General features: G+C 40.9%; 11 protein-coding genes. 5 read left to right on the forward strand and 6 right to left on the reverse strand.

The window, feature by feature from the left end:
- Window positions 1-140: 140 nt before the first annotated feature.
- The gene (gene lon, locus P2W73_RS08020) at window positions 141-2543 is read left to right on the forward strand and encodes an endopeptidase La (protein WP_276501492.1); all 2403 of its coding nucleotides are present in this window, start codon (window positions 141-143) and stop codon (window positions 2541-2543) included.
- 102 nt (window positions 2544-2645) lie between these two features.
- Window positions 2646-3707 carry a type IX secretion system protein PorQ gene (gene porQ / locus P2W73_RS08025; protein WP_276501493.1) on the forward strand — a complete coding sequence of 354 codons (1062 nt, stop codon included), beginning with the start codon at window positions 2646-2648 and terminating at the stop codon, window positions 3705-3707.
- A 10-nt stretch (window positions 3708-3717) separates the two neighbouring features.
- Here porQ and P2W73_RS08030 read toward each other — a convergent pair whose 3' ends face one another.
- The 5 genes from P2W73_RS08030 to P2W73_RS08050 all read right to left on the reverse strand — a co-directional run bounded on the left by P2W73_RS08030 (window position 3718) and on the right by P2W73_RS08050 (window position 10562).
- A complete protein-coding gene (locus P2W73_RS08030) occupies window positions 3718-5214 on the reverse strand; it encodes a sulfatase-like hydrolase/transferase (protein ID WP_276501494.1) in 1497 nt (498 codons plus the stop codon).
- Between the two features lie 20 nt (window positions 5215-5234).
- Entirely contained in the window at window positions 5235-6611 is a 1377-nt protein-coding gene (locus P2W73_RS08035; protein WP_276501495.1) for a class I SAM-dependent methyltransferase, read from the reverse strand.
- Complete coding sequence (locus P2W73_RS08040; RefSeq protein WP_276501496.1) at window positions 6611-6778, reverse strand: hypothetical protein; 168 nt, start codon at window positions 6776-6778, stop codon at window positions 6611-6613. Before P2W73_RS08040 ends, P2W73_RS08035 begins: the two co-directional genes overlap by 1 nt.
- Window positions 6778-7896 carry a M20/M25/M40 family metallo-hydrolase gene (locus P2W73_RS08045; protein ID WP_276501497.1) on the reverse strand — a complete coding sequence of 373 codons (1119 nt, stop codon included), beginning with the start codon at window positions 7894-7896 and terminating at the stop codon, window positions 6778-6780. The genes P2W73_RS08040 and P2W73_RS08045 overlap by 1 nt, the downstream gene beginning before the upstream one ends.
- Before the next feature lie 62 nt (window positions 7897-7958).
- Window positions 7959-10562 (reverse strand): T9SS type B sorting domain-containing protein, encoded by a 2604-nt coding sequence (locus P2W73_RS08050; RefSeq protein WP_276501498.1) that lies wholly within the window; start codon window positions 10560-10562, stop codon window positions 7959-7961.
- 542 nt (window positions 10563-11104) lie between these two features.
- Between P2W73_RS08050 and P2W73_RS08055 the strand changes: the two genes are divergently transcribed.
- Window positions 11105-11668, forward strand: coding sequence for a hypothetical protein (locus P2W73_RS08055; protein ID WP_276501499.1), 564 nt, complete (start codon window positions 11105-11107; stop codon window positions 11666-11668).
- Window positions 11669-11682: 14 nt separating this feature from the next.
- Here P2W73_RS08055 and P2W73_RS08060 read toward each other — a convergent pair whose 3' ends face one another.
- Entirely contained in the window at window positions 11683-12486 is an 804-nt protein-coding gene (locus P2W73_RS08060) for a S1/P1 nuclease (RefSeq protein WP_276501500.1), read from the reverse strand.
- 171 nt (window positions 12487-12657) lie between these two features.
- Here P2W73_RS08060 and P2W73_RS08065 point away from each other — a divergent pair, with 171 nt between their 5' ends.
- The gene (locus tag P2W73_RS08065; RefSeq protein WP_276501501.1) at window positions 12658-13740 is read left to right on the forward strand and encodes a M48 family metallopeptidase; all 1083 of its coding nucleotides are present in this window, start codon (window positions 12658-12660) and stop codon (window positions 13738-13740) included.
- Complete coding sequence (locus P2W73_RS08070) at window positions 13737-14054, forward strand: heavy metal-binding domain-containing protein (RefSeq protein ID WP_276501502.1); 318 nt, start codon at window positions 13737-13739, stop codon at window positions 14052-14054. The genes P2W73_RS08065 and P2W73_RS08070 overlap by 4 nt, the downstream gene beginning before the upstream one ends.
- The last annotated feature ends 80 nt before the right edge of the window (window positions 14055-14134 follow it).

Here is a 14134-nt window from a genome sequence, read left to right on the forward strand (position 1 = left end):
TTCGCTTTGGCGGGAGGGCTTTTTTTTACAGCTTTGTCAGGTTTCCCCTGGCGGCACGAAACTTGACAACTAGTCATTCCCGATGTGTTTTTAATTCCGCCAGTTGCGGAATGACATATTGTCTAAAGTTGGATAAAAGTATGAGTTTTAATAAATTTTTGCTGCGACCAGAAGATGAGATGGATTTCATGCCAATCATTCCCCTTAACGAAAGTGACCAGGATGATGCGAATGGTATTGAGGTCCCTGCTGAGATTGCTTTGCTGCCCCTTCGTAATACCGTTTTATTTCCCGGCGTAGTTTTACCCATCACCGTGGGCAGAGACAAGAGCATTAAGGCTGTAAATGATGCCTACAAGGCTGACAAATTGATAGGTGTGGTGGCACAAAAAGACAGTACGGTGGAGGATCCTGCTGTTAAAGATTTAGAGAATGTAGGTACAGTGGCCAAAATCGTGAAGCAAATAAAAATGCCGGACGGAGGCACTACGATCATTATTCAGGGGAAAAGCCGCTTTTCCATCGAATCCATTGTAAATGAGGAGCCTTATTTTAAAGCGAAGATTCTCCGCCTCGAGGAGGATGAACTGCCAAAAGACGCAGACTTTGATGCCTATGTTGCTAATATCAAGGACCTGGCTACCGAGATCATCCAGCTTTCGCCCAATTTGCCCGCTGAAGCTTCTATTATTTTAAAGAATATAGAAAACCCTTCGTTCCTGATCCATTTTGTATCCAGCAACCTGAACACGGATATCAAGGAAAAGCAACGACTTCTGGTGATTGACAATATTCGTGAAAGAGCAGACCTGCTGATGCAGATGCTGCAAAAAGAATTGCAGTTCGCCGAGCTGAAGAATAAAGTGACCACCAAGACAAGAACAGAGTTGGATAAGCAACAACGGGAATACTTTTTACAACAACAACTAAAAAGTATCAAGGATGAACTGGGTGGTGATACCAATGCGCAGGAAGTAAAAGAAATGCAGAAAAAAGCAGAAACCATGAAATGGCCTGTTGCTGCAAAGGAGATGTTCAAGAAAGGCGCTGAGAAGTTGGAAAGAATGCACCCGAGCACACCTGATTATTCGGTGGTGTACAACCATCTTGACCTGATGCTGGATCTGCCATGGGAAACCTATACGGAAGATCATTATGATCTGAAGAAGGCGAAGAAAACGCTGGATGATGATCATTATGGGATGCAAAAAATTAAAGAACGGATATTGGAATACCTCGCCGTGTTGAAATTAAAAGGGGATATGAAAAGCCCGATCCTTTGTTTTATTGGTCCTCCCGGAATCGGTAAAACCTCATTGGGTAAAAGTATTGCCAATGCTATCGGCAGAAAGTATGTCCGGCTAAGTCTGGGAGGTTTGCATGATGAAAGTGAAATAAGAGGGCATCGGAAAACATATATCGGCGCCATGCCGGGTCGTATTTTGCAATCACTCCGGAAAGTGAAATCATCCAACCCCGTTATTATATTGGATGAGATTGATAAAGTAGGCAGTGACCATCGTGGCGATCCCAGCAGTGCGCTGTTAGAAGTATTGGATCCTGAGCAAAACAATACTTTTTATGATAACTACCTCGAAATGGAGTATGACCTGAGTAAGGTATTGTTTATTGCCACAGCTAATAATATCCAAAATATTCAACCGGCATTGCGTGATCGTTTAGAGATCATTGATCTTAGTGGTTATGCAGTAGAGGAAAAACTGGAAATTGCCAAACGACATTTGTTGCCTAAACAAAAGGAAGCACATGGACTTAAGAGCACCAACTTCAAGATAAGCGATAAGGTTTTAGAGAAATTCATACAGGATCATACAAGAGAAAGCGGGGTTCGTGAGTTGGACAGGCAACTGGCTTCAATTATGCGGTACCAGGCAAAGGAACTTGCCATGAATGGAAGTTTGAAATCAACGCTGACCTCGGAAGACATTGAAAAAATAATTGGTAAACCTAAATACAGTAACGAGATCTATAAAACAGCGAATATGCCAGGCGTAGCTGTTGGGCTTGCCTGGACCTATGTTGGTGGTGAAATTCTTTTTATCGAAACGAGTATCAGTGATGGTAAAGGCGAACTGAAGCTTACCGGCAACCTGGGCAATGTGATGAAAGAGAGTGCCAGTACAGCTTTGACCTATTTGCAGTCCAATACTAAAAAGTATAACATCGATCAGAAATTATTTGAGAAAAGAAATATCCATATTCATATACCGGAAGGTGCGGTGCCGAAAGATGGTCCGAGTGCCGGTATCACCATGATGACAGCCATTGCTTCGGCATTGACAGGGAAAAGAGTAAAGCCTTTTTTAGCAATGACGGGTGAGATCACCTTACGTGGCCAGGTATTGCCGGTAGGCGGGATTAAAGAAAAAGTGCTTGCTGCCAAGCGGGCGGGCTTAAAAGAGATTATTCTTTGCTGGCAAAATGAAAAGGATGTACAGGAAATTGATTCAACATTCATAAAAGGGATCAAATTCCACTATGTGAAGACAATGAAGGAAGTGCTGGATATGGCGTTGATATAAATTTTCAGGAAAAGACATTTGATAGGCCCAACCAAAAGTTGGGCTTTTTCTTGCCAGTAATCATATCGATGGATCGCTGCCGACGCCTATCTTCGTAAGACTTTGCGATTCTTTGCATTCATACTGCTTTTAGGAATAGCTGCACAATTGCAGGCACAGACACTGGGCGGAAATTCTGTTTTCAATTTTCTTCGGCTGCCCAATACACCGCAGTTAACTGCATTAGGAGGCGTCAATACATCGCATATATCCAATGATGTGGGTTTAGCCGCCAATAATCCTTCTTTGCTTAGTCCGCAAATGCATACACAAATGAATGCGGTTTTTAATTCATTGTATGATGGTATTAATTCTTATAGCCTGGCATTAGCTTACCGGCATGAAAAAAGCAAAACAAATTTCTTATGGGCTCTCAATTACCTGGACTATGGAAATATTCAGCAAACTGATGCAGCGGGAAACTTCATGGGGCGTTTCAGACCTACGGATTGGGTAATACAGCTATCTGCTTCGCGAAGCTATTTGACCAAATGGCATTACGGAGCGACATTCAAGTTTATATATTCAAACTACGGGCAATATCGGTCGAGTGGTATTGCCGCCGATGTTGGCGTGTTGTATCATGACAGTTCAAGACTTTTCTCCGCCAGCCTATTGGCCAGGAACATGGGCACTCAATTAAGAAAATATGATGGAACAGATCCTGATGATCTTCCGTTTGATCTGCAGGTTGGCATTTCCAGGAGATTGGAAAATTCTCCGTTTGAATTTTCCGTGACTGCACATCATCTGCACCGGTTTGATATAAGATATAATGATGCCGTTTATAACGCTGACAATGATTTGGCAAGTGACAGCACAAAAAAATTTACCGTGGATAAGTTGTTCCAGCATTTTGTCTTTGCTACCACTATTTACCTGGGTGATAAAGTTGAGTTGCAAGCCGGCTACAATTATTTGCGGAGAAAAGAATTAAACATTGGTAGTGGAGGTAACGGTCTTACCGGTTTTTCTGTGGGGGTCTCATTGTTATTAAATAAACTCCAGGTGAGATATGCCCGGTCACATTACCAAAATAATACAGCTTACAACCAGTTTGGATTGAATATGCCGTTGAACAAATATTTTGGATTAGGAAGGTTGGGCGAGCGGATTGGATGGTAAAGAGATAAGTTTAATCAGCCAGCCTAATTGTGGAATCCTTTAATAATGGTAAGCTTGTTTGAAAATATTTATTTAAAACTACCCTAAAGCTATTCACGGGGCTGATACTGTCATATAACATAGTGTAGTCTTTATCAGAAAAATAATAAGCATTCAGGTTCATGAATTGTTTTTCCCGTATAGGTCGTCCCCATGCGGCATAACGGTTTCCATGATCACCTTCAATTATCAGCACCAGTGGTCGTGAACGTTTGGTAGTAGTAGCCGCTTTTGCAAGTGAATCAATCCATGTATTTGCATAAATTACCTGTTCTACATAAAGCTTGTCATGATTAGCGTCAGTAAAATCATCGTCGGATACCATTCGTAGGTTGCCATGCCTGTCAACACAAGCTGGCCGGTGTGGGATAGCTACATGTCCATAAACAAATTTCGGCCGGTCACCTTCTTTACCGAGTTCTGTAAGGAAGTTGGTGTAATTGTACCGATTTCTATTTACAAAGTTCATATCAGCTGGTTTTAACTTATTATACCCTGGTAACCTTACAGTCAAATTCCAGTAAATATCTTTTTTAATTCTACCCCATAATGTCTCATAGTACATTACCCTTTTTGCAAACTCAGTAAAAAGTGGCTCCACAGATACGGGATGACCCTTTATATCACAAAGGCCATGATTTATGATGTCATACCCATTCTTTTCTAACAGGTCAGGCAATAAACTGTTTTTAAATGAATAAGCCCCTCGCAATAAACTAAATGGATTGTTGGGTGTCTTTTCGATATTTTTATTAAAGTACTGCAGGTTAAAAGTAGATCCTATCGATAAGGAGGTGGCGTTATAGTTGCTTTGTGAATTTGTTGATATAAAAAAACCTGCATTTACTAATGCTGAATCAATTCCGCTATTATCAAAATGATAATATTTTTTCAAGGCCGTTGAACTGGTGTATTCATCAAATACCATGAAAAAGATGTCGGGCTTTTGATTCTCATTGCTGGTGCTTAAACTAAGGTTTAACGGTGGATTGTTTCCAGCAGGATCTTTTTTCTTTATTTCATTTGAAAAGATATAAAACAATGTTATCGCTGTTTCAAGCAGGAATAACATGATAAAAAGATACCCAAAGAAGCGGTTTGATTTTGCAGGTGGGCTGCTTTTTTTAAGCCTGATACCCAGGAAAATGAAAAATATTATTCCAAGTGGAAGCAGGAAGGTATAAGAAACAAAAAATTTAGGAAGACCAATTGTTTTCAAAAAATCATGGGTGGCGCCAAAGAAAAAGAACGCCAGCAGAAATAAGGAGGTCCATACAGCCCCTTTTATTTTGTTTTTTAGTAACAAAAAAGAAAAAAGAAAAACTCCTGCTGCAAGGGCCAGGTAATAACAAGTGAAACGAAAAGCCAGGCTTATATTATAGATTCCGAAATATTCATTGTATACGTGTAATGTATAAAATACCGGCAACAGGAGAATATGCCAGGGTAAAGAAGTGATTTTTTTCATTTCAATGTGTTAGTGATAAACTATCTTTTCTTTAACAGGTAAAGTGAACGCTGACTGCCGGAAATATTCTTCTGTTTTTCTATAGTGAAATATTTTTTGAAAGAGGACTCAAAACTATCTTTGTTATAATCCATGATGAATTTGCTTTTTTGAGCTATCAGAAACTTTGCTTTTTCGTCCTGATCCGGCACAAACTCAATAATCAAATAATTTCCCAATGTTGCGAAAAGTTTTGCGACTTTTTCAAATGGAATGTTTTTGCCAATGATCAGGTGATGTATAAGTGCCAATGCCAATACAAGGTCAACATCGGGTCTGCTGATAAAAGCACTTTTTTCTTCATTATTCACCCCAAGGGCAGGGGAAGGGTTGGATATGTCCAGTATGAGAGGTTGAATGTTTTTCTCATTTGTTTTTTTTATTGATAAATAAAGCCGGTTGATACAAAAAGGATCAAAATCAGCGGAAGCTATCTCTATATTTTGCCCAGCCAGTAATTTTGAAAATTCACCTTCATTAGTACCAATATCTGCTGCAGTTTTTATGGATGGTTTCAAATCAACCAGCCATTCGCCAATAATCTTTTTCTTCTCTTCAAGATAATTATCCCGCTTGGATGCTTCTTCATAATACCCGGACCATGTGCTTTTTTGCTCCGGCAGCTTCAATTTGTTGATCAAGGTTTCAAGGCTGGAAAGTAGGTTGGTGAGTTTTTGTTTTGAAAAATGTTGAACCACGTTGGTGTTTCTCTTATTACTGGAAGAAACCTTTGCATGTAAGTGGATATGCAAATAGGCATGCAAAGAAAATCTGCTTCGTTTTGGAAGCAATGATTTGATGATTGCCAAAGGGATTCCGTCAGGCCAGGAAAGTTGCAGTTGGTGTAAAGGCATTTTGCAATAATGCATAAGTAACAAAGGGCCAAGAAAATTTTCACAAAATTGACGGTAGGCTATCCACGGAGTTTCGGCATACTTTTCAAACGAAAGTGTGTCGATGAAAATAAATTGCCCTTTATGCCATTGAATATTATACGGAGTAGCATCTTTGAGCATCATTCCGTAATTCAAAACTTCTTTGGCCAGGCCCAGTGTTAGTAGTGCTGCATCTTTGAGCATATCAAAGCTCCATTCATAGGGATAGGTAATCAACGAAATTCTTTGGGGCTTTAACGTTGTATAGTGATCGGTATCGCCTGTAAAGTTTTCCGGAATTTGCTCATGGGGGATAAGCAAGTTTTTTTTAATAAGCTGATCGTAACAACCGCTTTGTATAAAGTGGTCAAAATGTTCTTTAAAGCAGATATTGACCTGCCTGTATAACTCCCCATTCTTTTCAAAAATAAAACCAGAAGGATCCCTGTATGAGGATGGATGATTAATAACAGCACCTGGCATCAGTTGGAAGATGTGTCCTTTTGTTTTTTAAACAGCCTTGAAAAAAAGGAACGTATATATAATTTGATATTCTTAAAAAAGAAAGCAACACCCAGTACAGCAGCAGCAATTACCTGTGCGAGATAGCTGCCGCTGCCGGGATCAATGTATAATAAAAATAAATGCATTATAAGTAACTAAGATTTGTCTTGGGTGATAAAGTTAGCAAAGTTTCATACATCAGCTGAATAGTGTTTTCGATATCGTCCCGATGAAGCATTTCAACTGTTGTATGCATGTAGCGAAGCGGAATGGATATCAATACTGAAGGACAGCCATCATTGGAGTAAGCGAACGAGTCTGTATCTGTTCCGGTACTGCGGCTTAAAGCTCTCCATTGCACCGCGATTTTTTTATCCGCTGCTACTTTTTCGACGAGGCCCAGTAATTTATTGTGTACGGCTGGTGCATAGGATAGTGAAGGTCCTTTACCGGACAGTACGTCGCCTTCCACGTTTTTGTTGATCATGGGTGTGGTAGTATCATGCGTTACATCCGTTACAATAGCAATATTGGGTTTTATGCGGCGGGCAATCATTTCAGCACCGCGTAAGCCGATTTCCTCCTGCACAGCGTTTACGACATATAAGCCAAAGGGTAGATTCTTTTTATTTTCTTTTAATAGCCTTGCAACTTCGGCGATCATAAAACCACCAATGCGGTTATCAAATGCACGACCGACATAGTTACCATTGGCCAGTTCATCAAATCCATCCTGGTAAGTAACGACAGCGCCAATATGAATACCGAGATCTTCTACTTCCTTTCGGTTTCTTGCACCGCAATCAAGCCAAAGGTTATCTGTTTTAGGTTGTGTTTCTTTATTATCTCCGCCAATCCGTGTATGAATAGCGGGCCAACCAAAGACAGCTTTTACCGGGCCTTTTTTCCCATGAATAAATACTCTTGAGGCCGGCGCTGTTTGATGATCCACGCCTCCATTGCGTTTTAAATAGATCAACCCTTCAGCAGTAACATAATTCACGAACCAGCTGATCTCGTCAGCATGTGCCTCAATTACTACTTTGAAGCTATTCTCAGGATTAATTACACCCACAGCAGTTCCATAAGGATCAACATAGTGAGTATCTACATAGGGTTTTAAATATTCAAGCCATAGCTTTTGTCCCCACGTTTCAAAACCTACCGGTGAAGCATTGTTGATATAATTACGTAAGAATTGGAAAGACTCATCAGTCAAAATGGATTTCTTTGCCTTCTTTTTTGATTTTACAGATTTAGCCATTCGATTTTTTTTATATAAGGGGGCAAATTAATTAAATATCAGCGATTGTGATGATTTGCCTTTTACCGGATGAGGGTGACAGTTCCTTTTTTAAAATAAGGAGCCCCGGTATAATCGGTAGCTTTTACCATCCAGACATACGTGTTGTTGGCCTGTGGCTGACCGTTGATCGTTCCATCCCAGCCATGTCCATCCCGCGAGGTGCTAAATACCAATTGTCCCCAACGGTTATACACCTGGAAATAATCAAACTGTCTCATGCCGGCAAGGATGGGTCGGAGAATATCATTTTTGCCGTCATGATTAGGGGTAAAGGCGGTGGGCACAAAAACGGTCGGCTTGGTGGCAAATATTTTTATCATAACAAAAGCCGAGTCAACACAACCGGCAATATTGAAAGCCTCTACTTTATACCTTAATCCGCCGGAAGGTTCACTATATACTGCCACCGGATTGGCAATAGTTGTAGAAGATAAATTGTAAGCCGGAGACCAGAAATAATTATCAGCACCCGATGCATTCAATTGTAACGGTTGCCCCACCACAATGGCGGTATCATTTCCTGCAGAAACTATGATCTTAGGCAATACTGTTATCACGACGGTATCAATACCAGGCTTGGGACAACCTCCCGAATCATACGCTTTGAAAATATAAGTGGTCGTTTGAATCAGCGTGGTAGTTGGATTCAATAAAGAGGGGTTACTTAAATGGGAAGAGGGTAACCATTGCCATGAGTTACCATTTGTAATGGCCTGCAAGTTCGCCGTGGTGGCATAGCAAATGACAGTATCCTTTCCTGCATTGGCAATTGGATAAGGAACTGAAGTGACAAGGATACCCTGTGTTGCCGAACATCCGCCGATGAAAGCTGTAACCTGGTATTGCGTAGTTGCAGTAGTAATTGCAAATGGATTTTTTGCAAAAGGATCAATTAATTGGCCGGCGGGTGACCATGCATAACTTAAGCCGTCGGATACAACACGAAGTTGAATGGTATCACCACTGCAAATAATGGTGTCCCGCATTACTTGCAGATTCACATGATCTGTTACCAATACCAAAACGGAATCCGTATTAACGCATCCTTCTGTTTCAAGATTGACATAATAAGTTGTATTCACTGGTGGCGACACTAATGGACCGGGGCTATTCGCATTGGTGATATGAAATGCAGGTGACCAGGAAAAATTGCCGGTACCCGTTGCCTGCAATTGTACCTGGTCGTTGATACAAATCAGTGTATCGGAAAATGCGACTGTTAGCGGTGGTTTGTCGATCACTTGTACAAGTTGCGTGGCTGTATCGCGGCAGCCTTCCGTTGTAGTGACAATCAGTTGAGCAAGTTTTGCTCCGTGACTTGGGTAGGTGAAAGAGGCATTTTGCTCAATTGAAACATCAGCAGTAGTGGACAACTCGCCAAAATCCCATTTCCAGGAATTGACCAAACCGGTGATTAGCGTGGTGCGGTCTGAAAAGAGAGTAGGATTATTATTACAAATACCTGTAAAACTAAAGTCAGCTGCCAGGCCGGGATAAACAAACACAGGTGCTGTAGTGGTGTCGGAGCATGGAGCACCTCTGTTGACAATTAACTCTATTGAATATTTTCCGTTGGTAGCAAAGCTATAATTCAATATTTTTTCTTTGCTGGTATAAATGCTGTTTCCCGCAGGATTGAAAACTGTCCAGTCATACGTATTGATCAGCGGACTGGTTGAATTATTTTTTACCGATAAATTCCGGGTATCACCACAAACCATATAATCATCATCAAGTAATGCGGCGGCTACGCTGCAATCGGCGACACTTATCTGGAGGTCCTTTCTTTGGGTGGCGATCACGGTGCCATTCCTGATTTCATCCACGCAGACTGTAACTACATAAACGCCCTGCGGCGGCGCTATACCTGTTATCAATCCTGTACTTTCATTAATAAAAACTTTTTTGCCCAGCGGGCTGGTTTCCAAATAATCAGGTGACCTATAAGGAACAGGCTTATAGGGCGGATCGCCAGATGGTACCCCATTGACACCCGGAGCACTACTCCGGTAAGCAGCACAAAAAGAATAGCGCAGTACATCATTGTCCGCATCTTTGGCCGCAAAGCTGTAAGAAAAATAATTACCGGCGCATACTTCTACCAGGTCTGAACCAGTAAAAAAAGCACTGTTGTTGACATAGCCGTTACTCTGCGGTTGTGATCCCGCTATTTGGGAAGTATAAGTGGCGCCTACCTGGGTGCTGCCGTCAAGGTTACTAATGCCATTGATACGATAATTGACCTGGCTGGCTAATAAGTAGCCGGAATTGTTGGGAGGGAGAGAAATAGTAGTCCTGTAATAAGCCACTTCATAACAGACCCTCGGAGGATCTGTGATGCAGGGGTCATGATTGGTGATCTCGATGGTTAACTGGCTTAGTTGTTCAACACTTACATCCTGGATCCTCAGATTAGTTCCAAGATCAAAGACTGAAATAATGGCCGGATCGGGGAATTGGCGTCCTGAGTTGCAGCGCATGAAAAGTTTTAATGTAACGTAGTAATTATTTTTTCCATTGGAGAAGTCGGTATAGCTGTAATACATTTCTCCGCCGGTAATATGATCGGCTTTGGCAACAAAAGAGAAAACGACAAAGAAGAATATGGAAAGAAATATTCTCATGCAGCCTTCTTTTTCCGGTACTCCAAATGAGAGAAATAAATAACCTCTATGAATATACCAATAATCCCGGGTTTAGAAGCCGGATCATTGGTATGAATATCGGTTGGAGGGAAGCCAAAGTTGCCTCAAAAAAGCCGGGACTTTGAATAGAGTGGTTGCTTCATTTTATTGCAGTAATCGATTTTTAATAAATCCGATTTCCAGCTGAAAACGAACAATCATGGAATATCATTGATTTTGGTAGAGTCTCAATCTTTGAAGAATTGTTTGACCGCTGTTCTGATCTAGTGACGCAAAGACTTGCGATGAATAAAAAAATATTTCTCATGTCAATTGTTGGTAACATGGTCGGTAAAGAAACGTGCAAAAGCACAATTCGTGACAGCCGTACTGTTAATAAATATCAAATGCTTTACAAGTGGCTGCTAATTGTTACCAGCGGAAAAATCATCAGCAGCTAAGTGGACTAAAGTTGAGAGCACTTATTACCGGTTTAAAATTCTTTACACCATCGGGATATTTGACTTGATAAAAATGTTAATATGCAAACAGGTAAAAAGGAAAATCTTATTTTTAGCTCTTATTCAACAAACGTGACCTGCATGAAATATTTAGTGACTTTCCTGTTCTTATTGCCCTTGTTTTTGTCGGCACAGCAGCCGGCTTCTGCCGATTGTAAATTGGTGAGGGAAACAGATCCTTACACCAAAGAAACAAAACTGTCATCGGGATTTATTTCCCTGCAGGGAGCGTCATTAACTGTTGATGCAGATAGCAAGGAAATTGATTTCTTTTTTACGGTTCCTGATAAATGTTTTTCGGATGCATCCACCGTATACATTTATTTCGAAGGAAGTAAAGTCAAAACCACTTATCGCAATAATGGCAGCATGAACTGTGACGGTTTTTTTCATTTTAAATTCAGGAATGGCATCACCACGCCAACAGTATTGCAAAAACTGGCGACACAAAAAGCGGCTCATTTTATTTTTATCGGCAATGACAAAAAAGAAACGACGGTGGATCTGTTGCCTGAGCAGCAAAAAGTCCTTATGGACATTACAGCCTGTATGATTGCAGAGTCAAAAACGCTGATCAAGCAATAAATTTCATTACAGGTTTATTCGAAACATTGATTTAATAAGGCTGCCAGGCGGACACCACCCTTTACCAGTTGCTCTTCCATCAGTTTTTGAAACTGGTAGTTATAACGATAGCTCAGTTTCGATTCATTGGGTGTTGCGTCATAAATAGCATCGGACAATACATGTGATTCGTAGAACCAATCGTCCAGCGAACTGGATTGCCAGGCTTTCACCTGCTCCTCACTACGAATGTTTAGGAGCGATGAATATTCGGTATAACTATATTGCTGAAATTCCAGTAACATACTATCCCAAAGTGAGTGAAGATTTGTTTTCTTGTCAAACCAGTACACGACGATTTTATTTCCGCCGGCATCTTCGTCTCTTCCAACATGCAGGGGCTGGTGAAGGTCTCCCACCAGGTGAATAAGAAAATACAAAGCTGTTCTTCTCTTTTCAACCGAAAGAGATTCGTCGCTGATTTCCTGCATCATTGCCGGGATTTGGGTGTATAAATTTTTTCCGGGCAATTTTTTCAATCCTGCTACAAAACTATCTTTTGCTATATGGCCAGGCAGATCTACATAGTGCCAGGGTGATGCATGGTTCCAGGTAGAATCTGATTTAATAAAATCGGGCCAGTTAGCCCACCATGCCAGTGTTTCTCTCCCTATCAGTTTATCCAGGCCTTTCTTCGCTTTTTTTGTGAGGTGTTGTTGGGCTATTTCACCAATGATCCGGTGACCCAGTAATCCCCAGCTAAAAGCAGTGTGTACAATGAAAATAAAAGAGAAAAGAAAAATGGTTCGTAAAAAAAACCTTGCAGGTGTTTTGCGCATGACGACAATTTGAGAGGCAAATGTCAAGGAAATGATTGATTTGGAAAAATTGTAAACTTGTGAATTATTCCTGTGAGCAAATTTCGTTTTTTAAACAGTTATAAAAGCATTGTACCAACTTCGTCAAAAAAAGAAGTATAAATTACCAGTAACTAAAAAAACAATTAAACAATGAAGTCGTGGTTCGGGTCTTTTTATGCAGCGACGAATGCTGATCCAGTTGAAGTGACGGTATTAGCTGGTGAGGAAAATATTACGATCGGGTTTCGCGATGCCAATGGCGTAGTGAATAGAAAGTCGTGGGATATCAACGATGTCCAGGCCGGTTTTGATAATAGCGAACAGGCTACCAGGCTCAACAATAGGCAAGATCCGGGCAGCCGGCTCATCATCCAGGGCAAGGATGCCTTAAACTTTTTACAGCAAATACAAGAGGAAAAAAACAAGCCCTGGCATAAGAAAGACCGGACAAAGGAATGGACGAGAAATCTGACAATATTTCTTATTGTTGCCGGCCTGTTGGTGGGAACTTACTTACTGGTGGTTCCCTGGATTTCCGGCAAATTGGCTTCAGGTGTTTCCATACAAAGAGAAGAACAATTTGGTAATGCGGTCTACAATGCATTAGATATCGCATCGCAGGAAGATAAAAATGCTACGGCAATTTTGAATGAGTTTTTCAGGGCCATGAAAATCCAAACCGCTTACAACGTTAAGATCACCGCTCTAAAAGGAGATGTGATCAATGCCTTTGCGCTGCCCGGCGGAAATATTGTCGTATATACTGCTTTGCTGCAAAAGCTGGTTTCCTATCCTGAACTGGCAGCTTTGTTAAGCCATGAGTTCATACACGTAAACAATAAGCATTCTACAAGATCAATTTTTCGGCAGTTGGGCTCCAGGATTTTTTTAAGCTTGTTATTTGGCAAGTTTGGTTCGGTCACGTCTATACTGATCGATAAGGCTGATGAATTTAAATCCTTAAAGTATTCCCGGTCATTGGAAAAGGAGGCCGACATGCAGGGATTATTGCTGTTAAAAGAGCGTGGGATCGATCCAGTTGGGTTCACCGGTTTATTTCAACAGTTGAAATCATTAACTACCACTTCTTCTGTGCCTGAGTTCCTGGCCAGCCATCCTGATATTGACAATAGGATCGCTTACATACAGGAAGCCGGCAAAAATTCAAACGTGAAGGAAAATATGGAGTTAAAAACTATTTTTGAAAACTTAAAACAAACTATAAGCAAATGATCATTACAACTACTGGTTTCGTTGAAGGCCGACCTGTACAACAGTACCTGGGTGTTATCAATGCGCAGAGCATTATCGGCGCCAATATCTTTAAAGATTTTTTAGGTGGTTTGAGAGATGTATTTGGTGGCCGCAGTAAAACTTATGAAAAAGTAATTGAGCAAGCGAAAGAAGATGCATTAAGAGAACTGGCTGAGAAAGCACAGGGTATGGGTGCGAATGCGATTGTCGGCGTGGATCTTGATTTTGAAACCATCGGCAGCAATGGGAGCATGCTGATGGTGATTGCCTCCGGAACTGCTGTTCGATTATAAGATTAAAAGCAGGCAATATATAGCCATTGATCCTGATTAGTATATAAGTAACTACACTGTTTTAGGGAAACTCTTACCGG

Origin of the sequence: Terrimonas pollutisoli, assembly GCF_029360765.1 — a bacterium.
Lineage (GTDB): Bacteria > Bacteroidota > Bacteroidia > Chitinophagales > Chitinophagaceae > Terrimonas_B > Terrimonas_B pollutisoli.